Raw genomic sequence first — 24,275 nt, forward strand, 5'->3', positions numbered from 1 at the left:
CCGCCCACTGGGAGCGCCGCACCCCAGTGCGGCGCGATCTCGCAAGCGGCCGCAGCGTCGCGTTTTGTGGATGGGCCGGGCCGCACTGGGGTGCGGCGCTCCCACTCGGTCGGCCTGACGGCCGGCCGACCCGCCTCGGTGGCCAAAACGATGATCAAGGCTGTCACGCGGTCTGACGTTTTCTTAAGCGCAGTGCCAATCTAAGCTTTGCCGAAAATCATATTTGAGTCCCCGCGTGATCCGCGCCAGAGTGGCAGCAGGCTGCCCCCAACCACTGGAATCCGATCATGAGTGACATAAAGAGCAACTATCGCTACGAGACCCTGCAGGTCCATGCCGGCCAGTCCCCGGCGCCCGGCACCAACGCGCGGGCGGTGCCCATCTACCAGACCACCTCCTATACCTTCAACGACGCCGACCATGGCGCGCGCCTGTTTGCCCTCAAGGAATTCGGAAATATCTATACCCGGATCATGAATCCGACCACCGATGTGTTCGAGCAACGGATCGCGGCCCTGGAGGGCGGGGCGGCGGCGGTGGCGACCGCCTCCGGTCAGGCCGCCCAGTTCACCACCCTGACGACCATCGCCCAGGCCGGGGACAATATCGTCTCCACCACCTTTCTCTATGGTGGCACCTATAACCAATTCAAGGTGACCCTGCCGCGGCTGGGCATCGGTGTGAAGTTTGTGGATGGCGATGACCCGGAAGGGTTCCGCCGGGCGATCGATGCCAATACCAAGGCACTGTATGTCGAGTCCATCGGCAACCCGCGCTTCAATGTCCCGGACTTCGAAGAGTTGGCGAAGATCGCCCATGAGAATGGCATCCCCCTGATCGTCGACAACACCTTCGGGGCGGCCGGCTATCTCATCCGCCCGATCGACTACGGCGCGGACATCGTGGTCGCCTCCGCCACCAAGTGGATCGGCGGGCACGGCACGTCCATCGGCGGCATCATCGTGGATGCCGGCACCTTCGATTGGGGCAACGGCAAGTTCCCGCTCTTTACCGACCCCGCGCCCGGCTATCATGGTCTGAACTTCTGGGAGGTGTTCGGCAGCGGTGGCCCCTTCGGCAATATTGCCTTTGCCATCCGCGCCCGGGTCGAGGGGCTGCGCGACATCGGCGCGACCCTGTCCCCGTTCAACGCCTTCCAACTCATCCAGGGGGTCGAAACCCTGTCGCTGCGGGTGCAGCGCCATGCCGACAACGCCTTGGAATTGGCTCAGTGGCTGCGTGCCCATCCGCAGGTCGCCTGGGTGGAATATCTGGGCCTACCGGACAATCTCTACAACGCGAAGGCCAAGCGCTATCTGCGCAACGGCTTCGGCTCGGTGCTCAATTTCGGCATCGCCGGCGGTGCCAAGGCGGCTCAGCGCTTCATCGACCAGGTCCAGTTGGCCAGTCACCTGGCGAACGTGGGCGACGCGAAGACCCTGGTGATCCATCCGGCCAGCACCACCCACCAGCAGTTGTCGGACGACGAGCAGCGCCAGGCCGGGGTGCGGGCGGATCTCATCCGGGTGTCGGTCGGCATCGAGCATATCGAGGACATCAAGTCGGATTTCGACCATGCCCTGCGGCGCTCTGTGCTCGAGGCCGCCGCGTGACCGCAACGCGGCCAGACGCCGGGCTCCAGCGGCTGACCCTGGGTCAGCCGTTCGCGCTGGAGTCCGACGCCATCCTGCCCGAGGTCAGCATCGCCTATCGGACCTGGGGCACCCTGGCCCCGGGGGGCGACAACGCCATCGTCGTCTGCCATGCCTTGACCGGCTCGGCGGATGCGGATCGCTGGTGGGCGCCGCTGTTCGGACCCGGCCGCGTACTGGACCCGGAGCGCGATTTCATCGTCTGCAGCAACGCCCTGGGCGGCTGTTACGGGACCACCGGACCGACCAGCCTGGCCCGGGACGGCCGGCCCTGGGGCGGGCGTTTTCCCGCCGTGACCATCCGCGATCAGGTAAGGGTCCAGATGGCGCTGGCCGACGCGCTGGGAATACGGCACATCCGGCTGGTGCTCGGCGGCTCCATGGGCGGGTTACAGGCACTGGAGTGGGCCTTGATGGACCCGGAGCGGGTGGGGAGTGTGGCCAGCATCGCCGCGTCCGGCCGGCATTCGGCCTGGTGCCTGGTGTGGAGCGAGGCGCAGCGCCGGGTGCTGGCCGCCGACCCGAAATATCGTGATGGTCACTATGATCCGGACGACCCGCCGGCGGCCGGCTTGGCCGCGGCGCGCGCGGTGGCGATGGTGACCTACCGCAGCCCCGAGTCGCTCGCGCAACGCTTCGGCCGTGCCGCGGGCGGCGAGGTCTTCGGCCAAGAGTCTGACGACCCCGGTGACTTTGCGGTCAACGGCTGGTTGCGCCACCACGGCCGGTCGCTGGTCGAGCGCTTCGACGCCAACAGCTATCGCGTACTGCTCGACGCGCTGGATACCCATGATGTGGCGAGGCGGCGCGGTGACTATCAGTCCGTTTTGCAGAGCATCCGGGTCCCGGTCTTAGTCGGGTCGATCCGCAGTGATGCGCTCTATTGCCCCAGCGATCAGAAAGAGTTGGCCCGCCTCATTCCGGGCGCCCGCCTGTTGCACATCCACTCCTCCCATGGTCACGACGGCTTCCTGATCGATGCCGCTGCCTATCAGGCGGACCTGGTCGGCTTCAAACGGCAGAGCGCGCGTCCCCGGGTCCCGGCCAGGGCACGGCCGGCCCCGCCGAGCTTAGACGAAAGTCACCGGCGGTGGCCGCAGTTGCGCCTGTCGCCCTAATGATCATGTAAGTGATGCGCGTCGGGGAAATGCGCGTGTTCGTGGGACAGGGGAGGGTGCCGGTGACCATGACAATGTGAGATGTCAGGTGGGACCGGTCCGTCGTGCGCGTGCTGGTGATGCGCATCGTGGGTATGCGCGTGGTCATGGTCCAGCGCCGGGTGCGCGTGCTCATGGCGATGATGCTCAGTCAGATGCAGCCAGACCCCCAGCCCCATCAAGACGCCTGCGATGAGCAAAGGCAGGCTCAGCGCCTCGCCCAGCAATGGGATCGCCACCACGGCGCCGAAAAACGGGGCCACGGAGAAATAGGCCCCGGTCCTGGCCGTCCCCAGATGGCGTAGCGCCACCACGAACAGGGCCAGGCTCACGCCATAGGCGAGCAAGCCGATCAGTAGCGCCGCGGCGAGCTTGGGCAGCGGCGGCCAGGCCGCGTTGAGCCACAGTGCCAGCAGCAGATTCATACTGCCGGCAGCCAGGCCCTTGATGGCGGCAATCCAGGTCGCATCCGCCAGCGACACCTTGCGGGTCAGGTTGTTGTCGATCCCCCAGGCGAGGCCCGCCCCCAGCACCGCCAAGGCGGGCCACGCGGCGCCGAACCGCGCCTCCCCCGGCCAACTGAGCACGAGCGCTCCGGCCACAATGGCGGCCATCCCCAGGGCGATGCGCCGGTCGACGTTCTCGCGGAAGACCAACCACGCAAGGCCTGCCGTGAACACGGCCTCGGCATTGAGCAACAGCGATGCCCCCGCCGCGGGCATCCCGCTCAGCCCGAACATCAGCAAGACCGGGGCGACCACCCCGCCGGCCAGGATGGCCCCCGCCAGCCAGGGCCACTCACCGGGCGCGAGCCGCCCCGCTGGTGCGCGGCGTATCAGGCGGTAGACCGACAGCCCGACCCCCGAGCCGAGATACAGCAGGCCCGCCAGCAACCAGGGGTTGATGCTCACTAACAGCAGCTTTGCGAGTGGCGTGCTGCCGCCGAACAACAGTGCCGCGCCCAAGGCGGCGAGTACGCCGGGTTGGCTGAGGCCGTGTTTCCAGTTCATCGTTGTCGGTATCCTGGTCCTCGGTAGGAGCGGCCCCCCGGCCGCGACGAATGTCGCGAGTGCCGGTGGCCGAGATTATTCTCGCCTTCAAACGGCGCCGTCGCGCGCCGAGGTGACAGACTCATGCTAGAACCACCGCTCATCGACGAGATCGACTCTCGCGAGCCGGAGTTGGCAGCAACGCTGCGGATGACTGGCCTTCCGACCGACGACCTGGCCGAGCCCGGTCGGCGCTTCTTTCGCTTTCGTGCTGCGACTGGCCGCCTGATCGGCTTCATCGGGTGGGAACTGGCGGGCGAGGCAGTACTGCTGCGCTCGCTGGTGGTGGTGCCGGCCGAGCGCGGCCAGGGCTGGAGCGGGATCATGACCGGCTGGGCGCTGGAGCAACTGGGCACGGCCGGGGTCACGGATGTCTATCTATTGACCACCACGGTCGAAGGGCTCGCCCGCAAGCTCGGCTTTTCCCGCATCGAGCGCGCCCAGGCGCCGCCCGCGATCCAGGCCAGCCGCCAGTATGACTCTCTTTGTCCTGCCGCCGCTGCCCTGCTGCATCGCCGCCTGTCCCCTTCGTCGTGAAGACGATACTAGCAGCGACCCTTCCGCCTAATAGCTGGTGCTGACCTTGATGATGATCCGCTGCTGCGCGTGGTCCAGCATCCCGAGCATGAAATCGTTGAGGTCTTGCTCGGGCTCGCGGCGGATCGTCTTGCGCGCACGCATGATATCGGTTCCCGCCGAGCGCACCTGGAAGAGTCCGTCACCCGGTTGCGGGGCGAGCGACGCGGTAAACCGCTCGAGTAGCTGCTGCTGCGTCGGGTTGTAGACCGAGCCCTCAGCGGGAAGCGGCTTGCCTTGCGCCTCATATGACCGGGCGATCGAGGTCTTGGCCGTCTCGACCGCACCCATGCGACGTAAGACGTCCTCCGGGATGGGAAGCGTGGCCCAGGTTCCCGCCGCTTGCGCCCGAGCGACATAGGCCCGGTAGTCGCCCTCGCTCAGCTGGAATACGATCGTGATCTTGAGTCCTTCGCGACCGAACCAACCCGCCTCCTTGGGCTGCGCTTCGTCGCTGACGAGCCTCGCGGCGCGGGGAATGGCGAACTCGGCCCGCAGGATCGACTCGTCGGAAGACCCCGGGCCGCAGCCGAGCAACACCAGTGTGCACACCGCCAGCACTAGCGCGGTCAGCACCGGTCGTGAATTGGCATAAGGGTTCAGAGCTCGCCGCATCGACTTAGTCGAGCAAATGCGGCGCCGTTTGTCAACGTCCTGGCCACAACGGCGCCGGGTAAAATCGCCACTTAGCTTATCAGAATTTATCAGTTCGCCGGCCGGCCATCGGCAGGCAAGCTGTCCGCGATGCTCAAGCCCCTGCGGCACTGACTGGCAGCGTTGACGGACTTTAGGGCTCCGCGACCGGTACGCTCGGTCCTGCCGTTGCACCAGCCAACCGCTTCTCCCATCACGCAAGGATGGGGGCCGATCGCTTACTGACGATTCACTCTTGATAGGTGTCCCATGCCCATTGTTGCCGTCAATGCCCGCAATCAGTTTCGCGGCCGGATTATCGAAATCGTTGAAGGTCCGGTCATCTCGGAGGTCGATGTACAGACCGACGGGGGAATTGTTACCGCGACCATCACCACCCGCTCCATCAAACACCTGAAGCTCGCGGTCGGCAGCCAGGTCCTGGCGCTGATCAAATCCAGCGATGTGGTGATTGCCACGCTGCGCACCGCCAACCAAGACGCTCCCTGATCGCGGTGATTGCTGTCCCAGGGCGTTGCCCTGGGCTGTTATGTCGCGCCCCCCGTCGATCATAACTCCGGCGAACCGGCCTCTCGTGACACCGCGCTAGAGACTGGGCAAGTATTCGCCGACACCAAACCCCGCCGTACCTGGGAACGCCGACATTCTGTCGGCGACGGCGCGAAGCGCCGTTGGATCCTCGCGACAACTAGGCCCTTTGCGATTCACCGCGAAACCGCGAACCGCTTGCGGTGGTTGGCCGACAGCATGTCGGCGCTCCCAGGTGCTCCGCTCCACCCTGATACGTCCTGCAACCAATCCCGCCCAGACCTGGCGACGCGTGCGTCGCTGCCGGTCGGGCGCCCGGATCAACGGCAGGCACTCACAGCTGTTCTTGCCCGGTGATGCCGATCTTGGTGAGGCCATTACGCTGCCCGGCCGCCAGCACCTTGGCGACGAACCGATAAGGCGCGCGCCGGTCCGGGTGCAGGTGCAGTTCGGGTTGCTCCGGCTGGGCGGCGACCCCCGCCAGCCGGGCATCGAGTGGCTGGTCCGGCGCCACGTCCTCGCCATTCCAGCGGATCGTCCCATCGGCAGTGATATCGATCCGTATCGCTGCTGGTGGCGGCAGTGGCGGCGGCGGTTGCGTGTCATCGGGCAGGTTGAGGTTGACCGCATGCAGTTGCACCGGAATGGTGATGATCAGCATGATCAAGAGCACCAGCATCACGTCGATCAGCGGCGTGGTGTTGATGTCGACCAGCACGTCGGGCTCGCCGGAGGAGCCGCTTGAGGGGAAATTCATGGCCATGGCAGTATGATGGACTCTCAACCTCTGGGGGGGGGCTCAACGATAAATCCGACTTTGTCGATCCCTGCCTGCTGGCACGTACGGACGACGCGGCCGACGAACTCATAGGGTGCGTCGGCATCGCCGCGCACCTGTACCTCCGGTTGCTGCGTGCCCGCCTGCTGCACGACCTGTTGCAGACGCATCAGCAATTCATCTGAACTCGCCAGCGCCTGTTCATTCCAATAGACCTCACCGTCGGCGGCCACCGCGAGATTGATGTTGTCGAGTTTGGCCTGCCGGGGTTGGTTGGTCTCTTTTGGCAATGCCACCGGGGCCGTATGCGTGACGACCGGAATGGTGATCAGGAAAATGATCAGCAGCACCAGCATCACGTCTACGAGCGGTGTGGTATTGATGGCCGAGAGGACTTCGTCCTCTTCGGCCCCCGAACTCAATTGGAATGACATGGCTAGTTCGACACGGCGCGCAGGAAGTAGGTCGGTTGCGGCTTAGCGACCGGGGGACGTTCGCCGGCACTGCCCAGTACCACCGCATGCAACTCGGAGCCGAAAGCCCGCACCCGCTCCAGCGCGGCGCGATTACGCCGGACCAGCAGGTTATAGCCCAGCACCGCGGGCACCGCCACCGCGAGCCCGATCGCCGTCATGATGAGTGCCTCACCGACCGGCCCGGCAACCTTGTCGATCGACGCTTGGCCCGCGATGCCGATGGCAGTCAGCGCATGATAGATGCCCCACACGGTGCCGAACAGGCCGACGAAGGGGGCGGTGGAGCCGACGGTGGCGAGCAGCGCGAGGCCGTCCTGCAGGCGGCTTTGTACATGCTCAATGCTGCGCTGGATGGATAGGTTGACCCAGGTGTTGAGATCGATGTGGCCCAGCAATCCCTCGTGGCGCTCGGTGGCGTCAAGGCCGGAGCGGGCAATGTAATGAAATGCGCTCTTGTGGTGGAGTGTGTCAATCGCCAGTGGCAAGGCCCCCGCGTCCCAGAACGTCTTATTGGCCGCGCGGGCCTGTCGGCCCAGCTTGAACTGCTCAAAGAGCTTGGTGAACATCACATACCAACTACCGGCCGACATGAGCAGCAGGATCACCAGTGCGCCCTTGGTCACGACGTCGCTACCCCGCCACAGTGCATCAATGCCATAGGGATTGTCGACCGTCGCTTTGGAGGCGGAGCTGGAGCCGGCCGTGCTGCCCCGTGCCAGCTCGGGCAAGGCCCGCAATCCGCTCCAGAGCGCGTTGAGACCGGAGGCCCGCTCCGCGCCATCCTTGACCGCGGTTGGGGCGCCGCCGCCCGCTGCGGCGGGCTCGGCGGTCGCCTTGGGGACTGTCGCGGTGGCCGTTTGTACGCCCGCTGCCGGTGCCGCCGATGCCGCGGCCGGTGCGGCTACCGCTACCGCTGCCGTGGCCGGTGCCGCAGTGCTCTGGGCCGGCGCGGTGCCACCAGCGGCGGCGGTGCCGGCCCCCTCTGCGCGCAGTGGCGCGGCCGCCACCACGCCCATTGCGAGGGCGACGATCGTTGTCAAAGTGCGTAAGCGCGCGGTACGAGACATCAGGATTCTCCGTTGAGTAGTGGTGTGATGGCAGCGCCGACTCATCTGTCGATGCGGAAGGTAAAGGGCACGCGCACGCGCACAGGATGGCCCTGGCCGGAGCAATGGAAGGCGCGGACGGCACTGAGCGCCGCGCTCTCGAACATCGGGTTGCTGGCGCGCAGCACTGAGATGTTGCCGATGCCGCCCGAGCCGCCGACGGTAAATTCGATCAGGACCTCCCCGCTCAAGCCCTGCCGCTGGGCCAGCGCCGGATAGGCGACGTGACTGCGCACGGCCATATGATTCGGGCACACGACACCGACTGCGGCCGGCACTGGTGCCGCCGGTGCCACCGGCGCAGCCTTGACCGGGGCGGGGGCGCGCACCGGCGGTGCCGGCGGTGTCGGCGGCCTTGGCAGCGCTTCGACCGCAATACGCGGTCGTGGGGCGGGCGGTTTCGGCTTCGGCGCCAACACCACCGGCTTGGGCTTCGGCGGTGTGACCACTGGCTTGGGCTTGGGCGGTGGAGCCACCGGCGGGGGCGGCGTCGGCACTGGCGGCGCTGGCGGTTCCACGACCAGCGGGGCGGCCGCGAGAATGGTCACCGGGACCGGCTTTTCGTAAATCTCCACTACCTTGCGCGCGAGACCGTTCAGCAAGGCGTAACCAATGATTAAATGCAGGAGCACCACGCCACCGATGGCCGTCACATGGCGGCTCGGATTCCTGCTTTGTAGGCCATAGCTCATAATTGCGCCTCAAGTCATGATAGCGATGTGATTGCAGAAGCCGTGCCAAACCAAAACGGCGCGCGCCAGGCGTCGCGCATATAGAACCGGCGTGGCTTTAGCTCGGTGCGACCAGTGGTGGACGCACCAAGGTACCATTATTGCTGCTGCGGGTGCAGCAGCTGCCATCGCCAGGCTGGTGCATACTCAACAGGTTTGGGCGTGAGCAATTGCCGGAGCTAGGCTAGAGGCTCTCCTCGGCCTCGATACTGAATCTGGGCTCGGATGTCGGGCGGGCGACCCGCCAGCCATAGCAGCTGCGCCACATAGACCAGGATCAGCACGCGAAACCCCGCCAGCACTCCAAAGTGTTGGCTCAGCACGCCGCCGAGTCTGGCGCCGGTGAGGCCGCCCAGCGGACCGGCCAGTGAGAACATACCGCCGACCCGTCCCCGGCCCAGTTCTTGTGTTAAGGCCGCGAACCGATTGAGGCTGGTGACATGTTGGATGCCGAGTCCGACCCCTAGAAGTACGGCACCAAGCCACAGGGAGGCGACCGTCACCGGAAACGCGAACAACAATTGAGTGACCAGCAGTACGCCAAAGGCCAACGCATAGCGCGAGGTCTCGGCCCAGCGGGCGAGCCAGCCGCCGGTCAGCAGCAGGGTGACCACGAACACCGCGCCCTGGACGGTGATCAGTCCGGCTGCCAATTCGGTGGACAAGTGGAACTCGCGGATTGCCACCAGGATGATGAATACATTGAAGTATGACATAGCGGTCTGGCCGCAGAACTCGATCAGCATACTGTGCCTTAATTCCGCACGTTGGGCGACAATATCGAACTGAAGACGCAGCCGCTCCAGAAACGGTGTGGTGTTGCTGCGCTGGCCCTGAGCACTCCCGGACAGCACGCCGCTGCCGATCAAGAGCGTCATCAGCATGCCGGCGGCGACCAGGCGAAAGAGGTCGGGGTAACCCAGCCATCCGAGCAGCAAGGCCCCCAGTGTCGGGCCGATAAAAAACATCCCCAAGGTGTGGGCCGCACGCTGCCAGCCTGCCTTGTTCAGGCCCATTTGCGGCAATAGATGCAGGAACTCGGTATTCGTTGGCACGATCCGAAAAGGCGCCAGAAAGCCGGACAAGGTAACCCCCAGTATGAGCTGCCAGGGCGCGGTTGCCTGACTCAGGACCAACAGGAAGACTATGGCACCACAGGCCGCACCGAAACGGAAGGGTGCGCGCGGGCCATAGCGGTCGATCACCGCGCCCAGCGGCAGCGATAGAAGCAGCATCCCAAGGAACTGAATGCCACCCACGACACCGACTTGCCACTGCTGTGCGTTCAGTGAGACGGCCACCAGGGGCATGGCTACCTTGGCAATGCCGTTGGTCGTTCCTGTGAGTACGCCCAAGGCCATGAAACCGGCCAGATAGCTATTGCCAACTTTCGGCACTTAGCCTCCCTATTAATCGTGAGCGTAGCGTGTCAACCATCAGGAGTAGCCCAGTGGATCGATCGTCATGCCGACGCTCTTGAGCTCTTCGTCGCTGTCGGCGCCCTCAGCAGAACTACCCAGCAGTCCAAAACGTTTGAGCTGCGCGCGTAAGATGTTGCGTGAGATACCGAGGTGTTTGGCGGTACGTACCTGGTTGCTGCCGCAATGTGCGAAGGCGGCAGTCACCAGCAGGCGCTCAACCCGCTCGTAAAGCGCTTCCGAGTCCTCCTGCGCGAACATGTCATGAAGTACCGCGATGAACCTTTCATTGGTGCTGCCGCCATAGTGGCAAGCCCCTGCGGCCTGGCTGGGAAGGCGCAGATCGTGCGCTTCGATCCGCTGGTTCTGTGACATGATGAGGGCGAAATGGATCACGTTCTCGAGTTCGCGGATGTTTCCCGGCCAATCATAGGTTAGTAACTGCCGTTCCGCTTCGGGGGTGATCGTGACGTCGCTGAGGTGCAGTTTTTGCCCATACTGGGTAATGAAGTGATCGGCCAGCGGCAGGATATCGCCGCGGCGCTCGCGCAGAGGCGGCAATTTGACCGGAGCGACGTCGAGCCGATAGAAAAGATCACGGCGGAACAGGCCGTTTTCCACCGCGCGCTCCAGGTTCACATTGGTGGCCGCCACCAGACGCACGTCCACCCGAATGGCCTTACGCGAGCCGATGCGCACCACACAGTGCTCTTGGAGCACGCGCAGCAATTTGCCCTGCAGGGGCAGCGGCATATCGCCGATTTCGTCGAGGAACAGGGTGCCGCCGCTGGCGGCTTCGAACCAGCCTGCGCGTGCGTGCTGGGCGCCGGTGAAGGCGCCGCTTTCATGACCGAAGAGTTCCGCCTCGATCAGGCTTTCAGTGAAAGCACCGCAATTCACCGCCACGAACGGACCGGTGCGACCGCTTTGATCATGCAGGAAACGGGCGACCAACTCCTTGCCGGTGCCGGTCTCGCCGATCATGAGGATGTTGGCGTCGGTCGGCGCGACCCGCTCCAGATAGGACAAGAGATCACGAGAGCGCTGGTCGTGGAAGGTCATCGCCTTCGCCCGAATCGAGGTGGTGAGCTCTGCGGCGTTGGGCAGGGTCAGCAGTTTGACGAGGTTTGACGGCTGATGCATGTCGCGCGCCTCCGAAGGTGCGAATACGAGTGTTGTGCTACATTAGGGGCTTTCGGCTAGTGACGGAAGGAAGGAATCGTGCGATGAAATTCAGAATCATGTCCGGCCGGTACCGGGATGGGTGGGTTGGCCGCATGACGCACGGATTGAGGACCAGTGTGAGCGGCTCCATGTGTGCTTTTTTTTGACGATGTTATTTCAGAATCAAGGCATCGCCACGACATTGGTGACGCGCGCAAGGGCCTCGGGAAGAACCCGCGGTCGGCCATCGGGGACGGGCGAGGCGGTCTAAGGCCAAGCGAGGATCAGCGCCCCCACAAGGATGAACAGCCCGCCGAGTGTGAGCTTGAGCGTCACGGCTTCACCCAGAAAGAGGACCGCCAGGACGATGGCAAAGGCCACGCTCAATTTGTCGATGGGTGCCACCAGAGAGGCCGGCGCCAGTTGCAGCGCGCGGTAATAGAGCAGCCAGGAACAACCCGTTGCCAGGCCGGAGAGGGCCAGAAAAGAAAGGGGTTGAAGCCTCATCGCGCCGGGCAGTGACCATTCGCCACGTGCGGTGAGGATGCCGGCCGTCATGACCAGAATAACCAGGGTCCGGATCAGGGTGGCCAGGTTAGTTCTACTTTGTCAGATTCATTCCAACGCCGCCGCAGTCCTTCGGGCATGGGACTCCTTGGCCTGCTCCCGCATACTGTGGCGCTTGGTGATGATCTCCGCCAAGTCTTCGGCGGTGAGCTGGCGACGGGGTAGCAGATGGGCCAGGGCCGTGACCAAATCGTTGAACCTACAATCCACAGATGAACACAGATGAACACAGATTTTTTTCGAATGTTCATACGCTTATCGCTACTGTCACAATCACCGGGAAGGTGAGTCCCCGGCCAAGCGTAAGTCAATGAATCATCTTTGATAATCTGTGTTCATCTGTGGATAATTGCTCTTTCTAGGTTGAACGAGAGCATCGGCCACTGCGTCCGGCCCTGGATTTTCTGTTTGGCCAGGAACAGTGTCGCCAACATCACCAAGGCCATATGATGATGCCAGGCATCCCAACGGCGCACTTGATAGTCGGCCAGGCCGCATTCGCTCTTGGCCTCACGAAAGCTGTGCTCGATGAAAAAACCGCTGGGCCTGGACGCGCGCCAGTTCGGTCAAAGGCGTGTGTTCGGGGGCGTTGGACAGACAATAGTGGGAGATCTCAGTGGCACCGACTTCCCGCCCCACGAACAGATGCCAGCAGCGTGCCTGGGCTTGGGAGTGGTCCCAGACCCAGACACGGGTATGCAGGTACTCGGCGACCAGTTGCCCTTTCTCACCCCCGCGCAGGCACAGGCGCTGCCAGGCGTCGGCCGGCTGCAAGGCGGCCCAGTGGTCGACCCGCACCGCGGCCGACTGCGCCTGCGGATGCAGTGGGCGGCGCCCGCGTCCCGACCACGCGGGCACCTGCGCAGCAGGGTCCTGAAGATAAACCGATTGATTGCAAAGGACATCGGCGACGAATCGGCCGCCCAAGGCGTCGAGCCCGTACAGAAAGGCGGGTTCCTTGCCGTAGCCACCGTCCACCGCGACGTACCCGAAGCGCAGCCCACGCCGCCGCGCCGTGGCGACGATCTCCAGTGCCAGCGCGCTCTTGCTGCGGTAGTCGCGGGCGTTCTCCGGGATGGCCGCCTGCTCGCAACGCAATGCGTCGTCCGCCCATGCCTGGGGCAGATGCAGTCGGGCGTCCACCAGGCTGGCCGTCTCCCCCCGGCACAGGGCCGCGAACACGCCCACCTGGCAGTTGTCGACCTTGCCCAGCCGGCCATTCCATTGCCGGGCCACCCCGGCCGAACGTTCGCCCTTCTTGGGCTATGCCGCTTTCGTCGATCAGCAACACCGACTGCGCGCTGCCCAGCAGCATGTTGGCCTCTTGGGCCAACTGGTCGCCGAATCCGTCCCAGTCGACCGCGCCTTCGGCGAGCATATGCTGCATCGACTGATGATCAACCGCGTTGACTTCGCTCATGCGCAGCATGTTGGCCCGCTCCGATTGGAACAACCCGCGCATATAGCCGCCAAAGTTCGCTGTGGCGTCGCGGGTGCAAGAGCGGAAAAACCGGGAGAAAGGCTCCAGATGGGCGCTGAGCGCCGCTGGCAGGCCCTGAAGGGCATTTTGCCGGCAAGGGGTGGCAGTATTTTTACGACTTCATCGTGATTTGCTCTTATCAAAAAATGAGTTATTTTATATGAATCCATCGCGAATGGGTAGCCCAATCAATCTGACAAAATAGAATTAGAGTTCAGTCCTTCCACGCCGAGCTTGCCGAGGATGGCGGTCAGTCCCGCAAAGAATGCCGAACCGAGTGCGAATAGTTGCCAGGACGTTGTGCGAGGTCCGCAGCTAAAATGGTAGGTTACCGCGGGCCGCGGGCCGCGGGTGGGTTGCCAATCTGTTTTTCGGAGGTCGATAGTCGACCGGCATGGTTTGTAGTCGGAAAAGTTAGCCTGCGGCTTGCGGTACCAAGCGGTGGAGCGGGGAAAGGATATCCAGTGGTTGTGCCGCCGATAGGCCATCAACTCTGCGGACCTGCAAGGCAACTTTCGGCGACGCCTCTTGCGGTAATACGTCGGGCAGGAAGCCGCCTGACTGGTGGCGCCAGAGGGCCGCGTAATGTCCGTCCAGACGCAGCAACGCCTCGTGCGTCCCCTGCTCGACGATGCGGCCGCGATCGAGCACGATCAGTCGGTCCATGCGGGCGATGGTCGAGAGCCGGTGGGCGATCGCAATGACGGTCTTACCGCTCATGAGACCGATCAACTGCTCCGCAATCGCCTGCTCGATCTCGCTGTCGAGCGCGGAGGTGGCCTCGTCGAGCAGCAGGATCGGGGCATCCTTGAGGATGACGCGGGCGATGGCGATCCGCTGGCGCTGACCGCCGGAGAGTTTCACCCCGCGCTCACCGACGTGGGCCTCGTAGCCAGCCCGACCATGCCAATCCTTCAGTGCCAGGATGAAGTCGTGGGCCTGGGCCTTGCGCGCCGCCGCCTCCACGAGGTCCGGGGTTGCCTGCGGGCGGCCGTAGCCGATGTTGGCGGCGATCGAGCGGTGCAGCAGTGAGGTGTCCTGGGTCACCAGTCCGACGGCCGCGCGCAGACTCTCCTGGGTCACGTCGCGAATGTCCTGGCCGTCGATCGTAATCCGGCCCTGCTCGGGTTCGAAAAAACGCAACAACAGACTCACCAGCGTCGACTTGCCGGCCCCCGAGCGGCCGACCAGTCCCACCCGCTCACCGGGGCGGACCACCAGGTCCAGCGCGTCGATGACCGGGGTGCCGGTGCCGTAGCCGAAGCTCACCCGCTCGAAGCGGATCTCGCCGCGCGGCACCGCGAGCGCTCGGGCGTTGGGCGCATCCACCAGCGCATGTGGCACGGTGATGGTCTGCATGCCGTCCAGTACGGCGCCGATATTCTCGAAGATGCCGGCGATCTCAAACGATACCCAGCCGGCCGTGTTGGTGATCTGCCAGGCCAGCGGGACGGCGGTGGCCACCAGGCCGGCGCCGATCAGCCCTTGGCCCCAGAGCGTTACGCCGATCACCGCGGTGCTGGTCAACAGCAGCGCATTCATCGCCTGGAGGGTGAACATGAACTGGCTGGTCATGCGCATGTGTCTCGCCACCGCCGCTTGGTGCTCGTCCAGGACCTCGCGCACATAGGCATCCTCGTCGGCCACGCGGGCGAACAACTTGACGGTCAGGATGTTGGTGTAACTGTCCACCACCCGGGCCATGACCTGCGAGCGCACCTCCGAGCTTTGCATGGCAAGCCGGCGTAGGCGCGGCACGAAGTAGCGCAGGAGCCCCGCGTAGGCGCACAGCCAGACCAGGGTAGGCAGCGCTAGTCGCCAGTCGGAATGGGCCATCAGTGCCAGCGCAGAGAGACCGTAGATGGCAAGATAAAGGACGGCGCGCAGCGCCGACATCACGCTCTCGCGCAGTGACTGCGCGGTCTGCATGACGCGGTTGGCGATCCGGCCGGCAAAGTCCTGCTGGAAAAACGGCCAACTCTGCCGCACGACATGCCAATGGCTCTGCCAGCGCACCAAGTTAGTGGCGCCCGGGATCAGCACGTTGTGACGGATCGCGATATCGGCGAACTGGATCAGTGGCCGCCCGCACAGCACCAGCGCGACCATCCCCAGCAGCACCGGCGCCTGCGCCGTGAGTGCCGCCGCCCGCTCCGGCGCTTGCATCAGTACCACCAACTTGCCGATGAACACCGGGATACACATGTCCACCAGGGCGACGCTGAGGCTGGTGAACAACATTGCCAGGTAGGGGCCGGGCGTCTGACCGATAAAGTGCCAGTAGAAGGCGAGCAGCCCCGGCGGCGGGGTTCCGGGCCCCGGGGTGCGGGTGCCGTGAATCAGCGATTCGAGAAAATTGAACATATCCGTCCTGAACGTGGGCAGCCACCGGGGCCGGTTAGGGTGCAACCGGGGACGTGACGCAAAGTCCATGCCGAATCGCCCAAGGTGTTGGCGCGCCACGGCCCCGGTGGCCGCTCCGCGCGACCTGTTCCCTGGTGCTGTTGCCGAGGGGCCAGCGGCGGGCAAGGCCCTGCTGCACATTGAGCAGGGCGCGGGGCCGACCGCCGCGACCCGCGGCAGTGCGCCCGCTTGCCCTACGCACCCCGGCGCCCTAACCTAAATGCCGCAATTACTCACGCCAAGGCGCCAAGCTCGCGAAGCAAAACAGCAAGATACACCAGGCATCCAGAGCCCCCGTCTGGTGAATGGCCCAGCACCGACAACACGCTGAAAAACCTTGGCGCGCGTGGCGCCTTGGCGTGACAACTGTCCTTTCTAGACTAACCGGACGCACCGATGAAGCGCTTTCTCTTTGGCCCCGTCAATTCACGCCGCCTGGGGCGTTCGCTCGGCATCGACCTCCTGCCCTTCAAGACCTGCACGCTGGACTGCGTCTATTGCGAGTGTGGCTGGACCACCGACCAGACGCTACGGCGGGCCGAACTGGTGCCGACGCATCAGGTCATCGCCGAGCTGGACGACTATCTGGCGGCGCGCCCGCCGCTCGATTACGTGACCTTTTCGGGGGCGGGCGAACCGACCCTGCACACCGGGATCGGCGTCGTGATCGGACACCTGAAGCGCCACTATCCGCACTATCCGGTCGCGGTGCTGACCAATGGCACCCTGCTCGGCGACCCCGAGGTCCAGGCGCAACTGGCCGCTGCCGATCTGGTCGTACCCTCGCTCGATGGCGCAACGCCGGCCGCGTTCCGCGCCATCTGTCGGCCCGCCGCCGGGCTGACGGTGGACGCGGTGATCGAGGGCATCGCCGCATTCCGGCGGGGCTTTCCCGGTCTGCTCCTGCTGGAAGTCTTCCTGGTACCCGGCCAGAACGATCGCCCGGAAGAACTGGCGGCCCTGAAACAGGCCGCCACCCTCATCGCCCCCGATGCGATCCAGCTCAACAGCCTGGATCGCCCGGCGCCGCACCCCGGGGTCGCGCCGCCGGGTGACGCGGCGTTGCAGCGCGTCCGCGACTTCCTCTACCCACTACAGGTGCAGGCCGTCCGCCGACGGGGCCCGGGCGAGCTGGCGCCGTGGGACAATCCAGAGCTCTTCCAGGAGATCGCGGCGGTGCTCGCGAGGGGTCCGACCAGCCTGCCCCGGCTCGCGGTGGCCACCGGCATTCGCGCCAGCGACCTTGCCAAGACACTGGCCCAAATGGTGCGTCAGTCGCTCGTGCAATGCAGGCACGACCGCGGCGAGTGGTGCATAGCGCCAATGTACGATGCTGATTCCGAGTGAAGCGCAATTGCGGCCGATCGAGCGTTCCCGTCCCCCCATCTTCACGCCCCCCCACCGTCAAGCTGTTGCCAAGCTAGCAGCAGCCGGCGCAGGTTGATTTTCTTTCAGCAGTTGCGCCAGTCCTGAGCTTCGCCTTTTTCCTCGCGCAGGTACTCCCTCGACACCCCAGTGACATCGCTTAACAACAGACAAATAAAGACCTTTTCCACTCAGTCGGCGCGCCGATCTGCCGCTGGCGGTGCCTGGCCAGCGCCATGGCACGTTAACTGCAATTAATGTGAGACCTGCTTTAACTATCGGCCTTTGCAGCTCACAGAAAATGCTTAGAAAGATCGAACGACCGACACAGCAAGACCCTGTCGCCCAAACAAAAAGCAAGACCAGTGCGGGCCGCGGTCGCAGACTCATCCTCGGGACCGCGGCGGTCACGCTCAGTGCCTCCATTCTGGCTCCGGGCCAGGCATTCAGCGCCGACGATAAAGTCGTCGCCGAATTACAGGCCGAAATCGCCAGGCTGCGCCAAGAGCTGGCCGCCGCCAAGGGGCTCCCAGCGCAAACGGCGCCAGTTGCCGAGCCCCAAGGTGCTGCCGGCGCCGCGCCGACCCGCCAAGCGGCCGTCGCTAGTCCTAAGAAGACTCCCGCCAGCAAGAAGGCGCCAGCCGGCAGTAAGGCTGAGGCCCCAGCAAGCGATACCGCCAACCCTGGCGGCAGTACCGACGGTGCGGGCTTTGAAACCCTCGATGCGGTGGTCATCCGCGCCCGTAATCGCGAGGAACGGCTCCAGACCGTCCCGATCCCGGTATCAGTGGTCACCGGCCAGACCCTGCTGCGTGAAAATGGTCACACCCTGGCAGCTGTTGCCGACCGTGCCTCTAACGTCAAGATCAATCAATCCAACGCCCGTCAGTCCAGCGCCACGATCCGCGGCCTCGGCAAACAGGGTCAGACCGATGCAATGGAGACCAGCGTCGGCGTCATGGTCGACAACGTGTTCTACAGTTACAGTGCCTTTTCCTTTCAGAACCTGGTCGACATCGATCAGGTCGAGGTGCTGCGTGGTCCTCAGGGCACCCTGATGGGTAAGAATACCAATCTCGGGGCGCTCGTCATTAACACCAAGATGCCGAGTTTTACCCCCGAATACTTTTTCCAGGGCGAGGCTGGGGAGCGGAACAGCTATTTCGGCCAGGCCTCCGCCACGGGTCCAGTGATCGACGGGCTACTGGCCTATCGCGCCTCCTTTAATGTCGAGCGGCTGGAGGGCGAACGCACCAATGTCTATAGCCCCCAGCAGAGTTATAGCGGCAACCGGGATCGTCTGGCCGGCCGGTTCCAGCTCCTGTTTACCCCGGCGCCCGAACTTCAGGCGCGCTTTATCGTCGATATCCTGCCGAAAACCCTTGAGGGAAACACCGGCTCGGTGACCCTCGGCTGGGACCCTTTGACCTTCGCCAGCGGTGCCTCGCGCATCCCCGGCAGTCGCGGTGCCCCCGCCAACCTCAGTGCCCGCTCGGTGCGCTTCACCGAGCGCCTTTCGCGCGACTGGTTCTCCAATCGTATCAGCGGGTTTCAAGCGAACGATGTCATCAGTCGTCCGCTGCTCTGGACCGACGCCCAGAATCCAGTGCAGAACGGCCAGTTCGGTGCCTCGGCAGAAGTCGATTGGGAAGTCCTGAATCACACTATCACCTCCATCAGCGCCTATCGCGACGTCAGCTTCGATGCCCGTAACGACTTCGACAACACCCCGTTCTCTGTCACTTACAACTGGAACACGGATGCCCATTTCAAGCAGTTCAGTCAGGAGTTCCGCCTGACCTCCAAGCTGGGCGGTCCGATCGATTATCAGGCCGGACTGTTTTACCTGGAGAACCAGAACCAAACCAACCTCAAGGGTCAATATGGCCCAGATGCCGGTGCCTTTTACGCCACCGATGCACAATACGCCCGTCTCAACGCCAACGCGGCCGGCCGCTCGCTGTTGAGCGACTCGCTGAACTACATCCAGACGGTGCAGTCCCAATGGCCCAGGACCCGCAGTCTGGCGGGCTTTGGTCAACTGAACTGGCATTTCACGGAGAAGGGCACGCTCACCCTTGGTGCACGTCTGACCCAGGAGAATCGTTTTAACAATATCAACAATGTCCTCCTGCAGAAAGGTCCCGGCGACGCGATCGCCGCCGATAACGACGCGGCCACGGCCATTTTGCTCTTTGGGCCACAGGCGACGCTAGCCAATCGGACGCGGGCGCAACAGGCGCAGCAACTGGCCGCTGCCAATGCTGCGGCTTTGAAGTACTTCGGCACCGCAACCTATGCGGGTCTGACCGCGGCCCAGCAAAACCAGCTCAAGGATGCCACCGCTATCCGCTCGTCCCAGCTTGGCACCTACTATGGCATCACGCCGGGCATACCGCTCAACTCCACGGCGCCGTCGCTCCTGTTCAGCCCCTCCTGGAAGCTGTCCGACAACATCTTCGTGTATGCCTCCGTAAGCTACGGCGAGAAATCCGGGCTGGTGTATTTCAATACCACCGACGGCACACCGCAGAACGCCAAGCCCGAAAAGGTCATCGACTACGAGCTCGGTATCAAGAACTCGCTACTCGACAATACCTTAGTCCTCAACGTCAATCTTTACCAGACCGACGTCACCGACTATCAGCAGCAATTGCAGACGGCTGATCCCCTCTCGTCCACCGGCTGGCGCACGGTCACCGGCAATGTCCCCAAGGTGCAGTTGCGGGGCATCGAGTACGACACCTCCTATACCGGGTTCAAGCACTGGAATTTGCGTGCCTCTGGCGCCTTTATCTCCGCCGTTTACAAGGACTTCAAGAACGCCGGCGCCCCGGCCGAGGTCTCGGATGTGGCCACCGTCGTCGATCTCACCGGGCGGACCCTACCGGGCGCCTCCAAGGTTTCCGGCAATTTCGGCGCCGAATATCGCCTCCCGATCCGCGGCGGGAACGTCTTCCACAGCAGCTTCAATACGGTCTACCAAAGCGCGAGCAACGTGGCCGTCGACCTGAGCAGCTATGGCCAGATACCCGGGTACTCGACCACCGATTTCACGATCGGCGTCGGCGCCGAGAGCAAGCGGTGGGATCTCAATATCGTCGCCCAGAACGTCTTCGACCAACGCTATGTCGTCGCTGGGACGGCGTTCAACAAGGCCGGTACCGGTATCGCCTCGACCACCTACGCCCCCGGGCGCTTCGTGGGGGTGGTCTGGACCGCCAAGTTCTAGGCGCTCTGCGACGGGTCGGCTCCGGCCGACCCGTCGCAGCGTTCTCAACCCCCAGGGCCGACTTGCATCGGCCATGCTGCAATCAAGGATACGCGATGACACGATTGAACAGACCGGCTGATCTAATCACCAGGGGAAGCTGCCGTGACTCCTGAGTCAATAGGTGTTGACTGCCAATGAATACGGTTGCCTCCCTCATCATGACGGCGCAGCCGCCCCAGCAAGCGGCGGAACCGACCGCCGCCCGGGTCGACGTCAAGGCCATGCCGAAGATCCTCGGCCGGCTCACCCGCCTGGCCCTGCGCTACCCAATCTGGAGCGGGGCGGCGGTCAGCTGTGCCCTCGGCGCCGCGGTCTTCAACCTGATCACCCCACGCTTGCTCGGGCAGGCGGTGGATCAGGCCCACCACTTGCTGGTCGACGGCCAGTTCAACCCCGCCGCGACCCATGCCGCCTTGTTGACCACCGCGCTGCTGATCGTTGGCACTTGTGCGGTGCGGGGCACTCTCACCGGGCTCCAGGGTTTTCTCGGTGAAGCCATCGCCCAGCGTGTCGGCTACGATCTGCGGCTGGCTTTTTTCCAGAAGCTGCAGCACATGAGTTTCAGCTTCCACGACACCAATCACTCTGGTGACTTGATCGCCCGAGGTATGCTCGATCTGGAAGGCGTGCGCGGTTTTTTGGAAACCGGCGTGTTGCGGGTTATCACCCTGGTCCTGCTGTTGGGCGTCGGTTCCTGGCAGGTATTGCGTGCCGACCTCCAATTGGGCCTGCTGTCCTTGAGCTTCGTCCCCTTTGTCATCTGGCGGGCCACCCAGATGGGGGCACTGCTGCGGGTGACCTGGAACCGTCTGCAAGAGATGTTGTCCAATCTCACTCTGGATATGGAAGAAAATCTCCAGGGATCGCGCGTGGTGCGCGCCTTCGCCTCGCGGTCGTTTGAGCTGGCCAAATTCGATCGTATCGCCCAGGCTGCCCTGGAGCTGTCTAATCGCCGCATCGTCATCCGCATGGGCGCCATGAGCGTGATGAACCTCGCCTATTATAGCGCCATGGCCCTGGTCCTCTTTTTCGGCGGCCGGCGGGTGGCCGACGGCAGCCTGACGGTCGGTATGCTGACCGAGTTCCTGACCTTCATGAGTATTCTCCAGCAGCCGGTGCGCCAGGTGGGGATGGTCGTCAACTCCAGCGCCCGCGCGACCTCTTCCGGACGGCGGCTGTTCGAGATCCTGGATGCCCAGCCGGAGATTGCGGACGTGCCGGGCGCCAAGAATCTGGTGATCGACCAGGGGGTACTACGGCTGGAGAACGTCGCCTTTAGCTACCCCGGCAGCACGCGCAACGCACTCACTGACATCAATATCGAGGTGTCGGCCGGTCGTACCCTGGGAATTGTCGGCGCCCCGGGCAGTGGCAAATCCACCCTCGCCGGCCTGATCCCCCGCTTCTACGACGTCACTGCCGGTCGTATCACGATCGACGGTCAGGATATCCGGCGGGTCACCCTCCAGTCGTTACGTCGCTCGGTCAGCCTGGTCCAGCAGGAGATCTTCCTCTTCGATACCTCGATCCATAATAACGTCGCCTATACGGACCCCTGGGCGCAAGAGGAACGCGTGATCGAGGCGACCTCGATCGCCCAACTCCACGAACATATCGCCACGCTGCCCAAAGGCTACAGTACCCGCGTAGGCGAGCGGGGTGTGAGCCTCTCCGGCGGTCAGCGGCAACGCATGTCCATCGCGCGCGGACTGGTGTCCCAGCCGGACATCATTATCCTGGACGATTCCACCGCGGCGATCGATGCGGCAACCGAGCAACGGGTCCGTGCCGCACTGCGCGATGCGGTCAACCACATGGCGACCATTATCATTGCTCATCGGTTGAGCGCACTGAAAGACGCGGATGAAATCGTCTTCCTCGAGGGCGGCCGGATCGTGGAGCGCGGCAACCACCAACACCTTATAGGGGCGGGGGGGCGCTACGCGGCTTTGTGGGCGCTACAAAACCGCACGGACGGCTATCTCGGGACCGCGGGACACCCACTCGAAGAGGCTCAAGTATCATGATTAGCTCAGGTGGTGGCGGTGGCGGCGGGGGCGGCGGTGGTTTCGCTGACCGCTCGATGCGCAATGCGGTCGACCAGGGTGAAGAGATCTTCACGCGTTTCGACAGCCGCATTGTCCAGCGCTTATGGGGCTTCTTTGGGCCCCATCGACTCTATTTTGTGGCCGCGCTGTCGGCCGTCCTGCTGTTCACCGCGGTGCAGGTGGCGATTCCCTACACCGTCCGCTACTCGATCGATGCTTCCGTCGGTACATCGACCATTGCCTTGACGACTGTCTTGTCGGTATTTGGCGGTCTGATCGTCCTGTACGCCATTATGCAGTTCGTGCAGGAGTGGCTCTCATCCTGCCTGGCGCAGCGCGTAATCTTCGACCTGCGCCGGGCGATGTTCGCTCACCTCCAGGACGTCTCCCTCTCACTTTTGGATCAGACCCAGGTCGGGCGGCTCATGGCGCGTCTCCAGGGCGACGTCGGCTCGCTCCAGGAGTTCCTGGAAAACTCAGTGTCGGCTATCGGCGATCTGTTCCTGCTGATCGGCATCATTGTGGTGCTGCTCGGAATGGACCTGAAACTCGGCCTATTGACCTTATCGGTTCTGCCGCTGTTGGTGCTGGCGCGAGCGCTCTGGATTCCTTGGGCCAAGGTCAAGTTCCGACGCGCCCGTGAATCCTCCTCGAGTGTCAATGCCGCCTTGGCCGAGAACATTAGTGGCATTCGTACGGTACAGGAAAACCGCCGGGAGGCATTCAACTTCGAGCGCTATACCGGGCTCGTGCAGGAAAACCTCGAGGCCCAGATCGGCTCGTCCCAGGCCTCCCAGATCATGGTCCCGGCCGTGGATATTCTCACCGGCGCGGCGCTCGCCATCGTCGTTGTGGTGGGTGGTGAGGCCGTCCTTGGCGGGACCCTCGGGGTTGGTGTCATGGTTGCCTACATCTTTTACGTGCAGCGCTTTTTCGACCCGATCCGCACCCTCTCCATGCAGTACACCATGATGCAGCGAGCGGCCGCCTCGGGTCATCGGATCTTCGAGGTGCTGGACCTGCCGATCACCATCGCCGATCGCCCTGACCCTGTCGAGATCACGCAAGCGACGCCGGGGATCGAGTTTCGGAATGTCACTTTCGGCTACCGGCCAGACCAGCCGGTCCTGCACGCGCTGAACTTTGCGGTGAAACCGCACCAGACCGTTGCCCTGGTCGGACCGACTGGATCGGGCAAGACCAGCATCACGGCCCTGATCCACCGCTTCTATGAAGCGTGGGAGGGCGAGGTTCGGGTTGGCGGTCACGACGTCAGGGATATCAGCCTGGAGTCATTGGGACAGACGGTCGGTTTGGTGCTGCAAGAGCCGTTCCTGTTCTCCGGGAGTATCTACGACAACATCCGTTACGGCGTCACTGGCGCTGACAAGGCCGACGTCATCGCCGCGGCCGTTGCCGTCCGCGCCCATGACTTCATCATGCAGTTCCCGGACGGCTACGACACACAGCTCGGTCAGCGCGGCCGCAACCTGTCCATCGGTCAACGTCAGTTGCTCAGTTTCGCCCGGGCGCTGCTCGCTAAGCCCAAGATTCTCATCCTGGACGAGGCCACCGCGAACATCGACAGCTTCACCGAGCAAGCCATTCAACAGGCACTGAAGGTCCTGCTCAACGGTCGTACCTGCCTGGTGATCGCACATCGCTTAGCCACCATCCGCGACGCCGATCTCATCATCGTGCTGGAACGGGGCCGGATCGTCGAGCAGGGCAACCACGATGAACTCTTGAAACGCCGCGGCCTCTACTCGCGACTTCATTCCAGCAGCCATGATTCCTTTGACGATATCGCAGCGCCGCTGGCCGCCTATGCCGCCTGAGTCGCAGCAGT

20 protein-coding genes and 1 pseudogene are annotated in these 24,275 nt (G+C 63.8%); 8 read left to right on the top strand and 13 right to left on the bottom strand.

The genetic code is table 11. The features are described from left to right. Window positions 1–287 precede the first annotated feature (287 nt). Window positions 288–1,613: an O-acetylhomoserine aminocarboxypropyltransferase/cysteine synthase gene (locus tag QZY44_RS34245; protein ID WP_295458478.1), complete on the top strand. Its 1,326-nt coding sequence runs from the start codon at window positions 288–290 to the stop codon at window positions 1,611–1,613. Further along, a complete protein-coding gene (gene metX, locus QZY44_RS34250) occupies window positions 1,610–2,770 on the top strand; it encodes a homoserine O-acetyltransferase (protein ID WP_295458481.1) in 1,161 nt (386 codons plus the stop codon). The genes QZY44_RS34245 and metX overlap by 4 nt, the downstream gene beginning before the upstream one ends. Here the strand turns inward: metX and QZY44_RS34255 are convergent. Then, window positions 2,767–3,819 carry a DMT family transporter gene (locus tag QZY44_RS34255; protein WP_295458484.1) on the bottom strand — a complete coding sequence of 351 codons (1,053 nt, stop codon included), beginning with the start codon at window positions 3,817–3,819 and terminating at the stop codon, window positions 2,767–2,769. The genes metX and QZY44_RS34255 overlap by 4 nt on opposite strands. Window positions 3,820–3,942: 123 nt before the next feature. Here QZY44_RS34255 and arsN2 point away from each other — a divergent pair, with 123 nt between their 5' ends. Next, the gene (arsN2, locus tag QZY44_RS34260; protein WP_295458487.1) at window positions 3,943–4,395 is read left to right on the top strand and encodes an arsenic resistance N-acetyltransferase ArsN2; all 453 of its coding nucleotides are present in this window, start codon (window positions 3,943–3,945) and stop codon (window positions 4,393–4,395) included. A gap of 27 nt (window positions 4,396–4,422) precedes the next feature. Here arsN2 and QZY44_RS34265 read toward each other — a convergent pair whose 3' ends face one another. Next, window positions 4,423–5,049 carry a hypothetical protein gene (locus QZY44_RS34265; RefSeq protein WP_295458491.1) on the bottom strand — a complete coding sequence of 209 codons (627 nt, stop codon included), beginning with the start codon at window positions 5,047–5,049 and terminating at the stop codon, window positions 4,423–4,425. Window positions 5,050–5,337: 288 nt separating this feature from the next. Here QZY44_RS34265 and QZY44_RS34270 point away from each other — a divergent pair, with 288 nt between their 5' ends. Further along, window positions 5,338–5,577: a molybdopterin-binding protein gene (locus tag QZY44_RS34270; RefSeq protein ID WP_295458495.1), complete on the top strand. Its 240-nt coding sequence runs from the start codon at window positions 5,338–5,340 to the stop codon at window positions 5,575–5,577. 373 nt (window positions 5,578–5,950) lie between these two features. Here the strand turns inward: QZY44_RS34270 and QZY44_RS34275 are convergent, their stop codons facing one another. From QZY44_RS34275 to QZY44_RS34325, 11 genes and pseudogenes are all read right to left on the bottom strand, one after another. Further along, window positions 5,951–6,373, bottom strand: a complete 423-nt coding sequence (locus QZY44_RS34275) for a biopolymer transporter ExbD (RefSeq protein WP_295458498.1) — start codon at window positions 6,371–6,373, stop codon at window positions 5,951–5,953. 23 nt (window positions 6,374–6,396) lie between these two features. Next, window positions 6,397–6,828, bottom strand: a complete 432-nt coding sequence (locus tag QZY44_RS34280) for a biopolymer transporter ExbD (protein WP_295458501.1) — start codon at window positions 6,826–6,828, stop codon at window positions 6,397–6,399. 2 nt (window positions 6,829–6,830) lie between these two features. Beyond that, window positions 6,831–7,937, bottom strand: a complete 1,107-nt coding sequence (locus QZY44_RS34285; RefSeq protein ID WP_295458504.1) for a MotA/TolQ/ExbB proton channel family protein — start codon at window positions 7,935–7,937, stop codon at window positions 6,831–6,833. Window positions 7,938–7,978: 41 nt separating this feature from the next. Then, window positions 7,979–8,668, bottom strand: a complete 690-nt coding sequence (locus QZY44_RS34290; RefSeq protein WP_295458508.1) for an energy transducer TonB — start codon at window positions 8,666–8,668, stop codon at window positions 7,979–7,981. A 218-nt stretch (window positions 8,669–8,886) separates the two neighbouring features. Continuing rightward, window positions 8,887–10,104 carry an MFS transporter gene (locus QZY44_RS34295; protein ID WP_295458512.1) on the bottom strand — a complete coding sequence of 406 codons (1,218 nt, stop codon included), beginning with the start codon at window positions 10,102–10,104 and terminating at the stop codon, window positions 8,887–8,889. A gap of 39 nt (window positions 10,105–10,143) precedes the next feature. Then, the gene (locus QZY44_RS34300; RefSeq protein WP_295458516.1) at window positions 10,144–11,268 is read right to left on the bottom strand and encodes a sigma-54 dependent transcriptional regulator; all 1,125 of its coding nucleotides are present in this window, start codon (window positions 11,266–11,268) and stop codon (window positions 10,144–10,146) included. A 288-nt stretch (window positions 11,269–11,556) separates the two neighbouring features. Beyond that, window positions 11,557–11,883, bottom strand: a complete 327-nt coding sequence (locus tag QZY44_RS34305; protein ID WP_365305902.1) for an EamA family transporter — start codon at window positions 11,881–11,883, stop codon at window positions 11,557–11,559. A gap of 21 nt (window positions 11,884–11,904) precedes the next feature. Further along, on the bottom strand, window positions 11,905–12,066 hold the full coding sequence (locus tag QZY44_RS34310) for a hypothetical protein (RefSeq protein ID WP_295458519.1): 162 nt from the start codon (window positions 12,064–12,066) through the stop codon (window positions 11,905–11,907). 300 nt (window positions 12,067–12,366) lie between these two features. Next, on the bottom strand, window positions 12,367–13,092 hold the full coding sequence (locus QZY44_RS34315; RefSeq protein WP_295458523.1) for a transposase: 726 nt from the start codon (window positions 13,090–13,092) through the stop codon (window positions 12,367–12,369). Window positions 13,093–13,165: 73 nt separating this feature from the next. Further along, a pseudogene (locus QZY44_RS36105) lies at window positions 13,166–13,318 on the bottom strand (hypothetical protein); the annotation flags it as partial. Between the two features lie 432 nt (window positions 13,319–13,750). Next, window positions 13,751–15,700, bottom strand: a complete 1,950-nt coding sequence (locus tag QZY44_RS34325) for an ABC transporter ATP-binding protein (RefSeq protein WP_295458530.1) — start codon at window positions 15,698–15,700, stop codon at window positions 13,751–13,753. Between the two features lie 435 nt (window positions 15,701–16,135). Here QZY44_RS34325 and QZY44_RS34330 point away from each other — a divergent pair, with 435 nt between their 5' ends. The 4 genes from QZY44_RS34330 (at window position 16,136) to QZY44_RS34345 (ending at window position 24,264) form a co-directional block, all read left to right on the top strand. Beyond that, window positions 16,136–17,086: a radical SAM protein gene (locus QZY44_RS34330; protein WP_295458533.1), complete on the top strand. Its 951-nt coding sequence runs from the start codon at window positions 16,136–16,138 to the stop codon at window positions 17,084–17,086. Between the two features lie 319 nt (window positions 17,087–17,405). Further along, complete coding sequence (locus QZY44_RS34335; RefSeq protein ID WP_295458535.1) at window positions 17,406–20,336, top strand: TonB-dependent receptor; 2,931 nt, start codon at window positions 17,406–17,408, stop codon at window positions 20,334–20,336. A 176-nt stretch (window positions 20,337–20,512) separates the two neighbouring features. Next, window positions 20,513–22,405 (top strand): ABC transporter ATP-binding protein, encoded by a 1,893-nt coding sequence (locus QZY44_RS34340; protein WP_295458538.1) that lies wholly within the window; start codon window positions 20,513–20,515, stop codon window positions 22,403–22,405. After that, window positions 22,402–24,264, top strand: coding sequence for an ABC transporter ATP-binding protein (locus QZY44_RS34345; protein WP_295458544.1), 1,863 nt, complete (start codon window positions 22,402–22,404; stop codon window positions 24,262–24,264). The genes QZY44_RS34340 and QZY44_RS34345 overlap by 4 nt, the downstream gene beginning before the upstream one ends. Window positions 24,265–24,275 lie beyond the last annotated feature (11 nt).

The sequence above is a fragment of the uncultured Thiodictyon sp. genome (genome assembly GCA_903837595.1).
Classification (GTDB): Bacteria; Pseudomonadota; Gammaproteobacteria; order Chromatiales; family Chromatiaceae; genus Thiodictyon.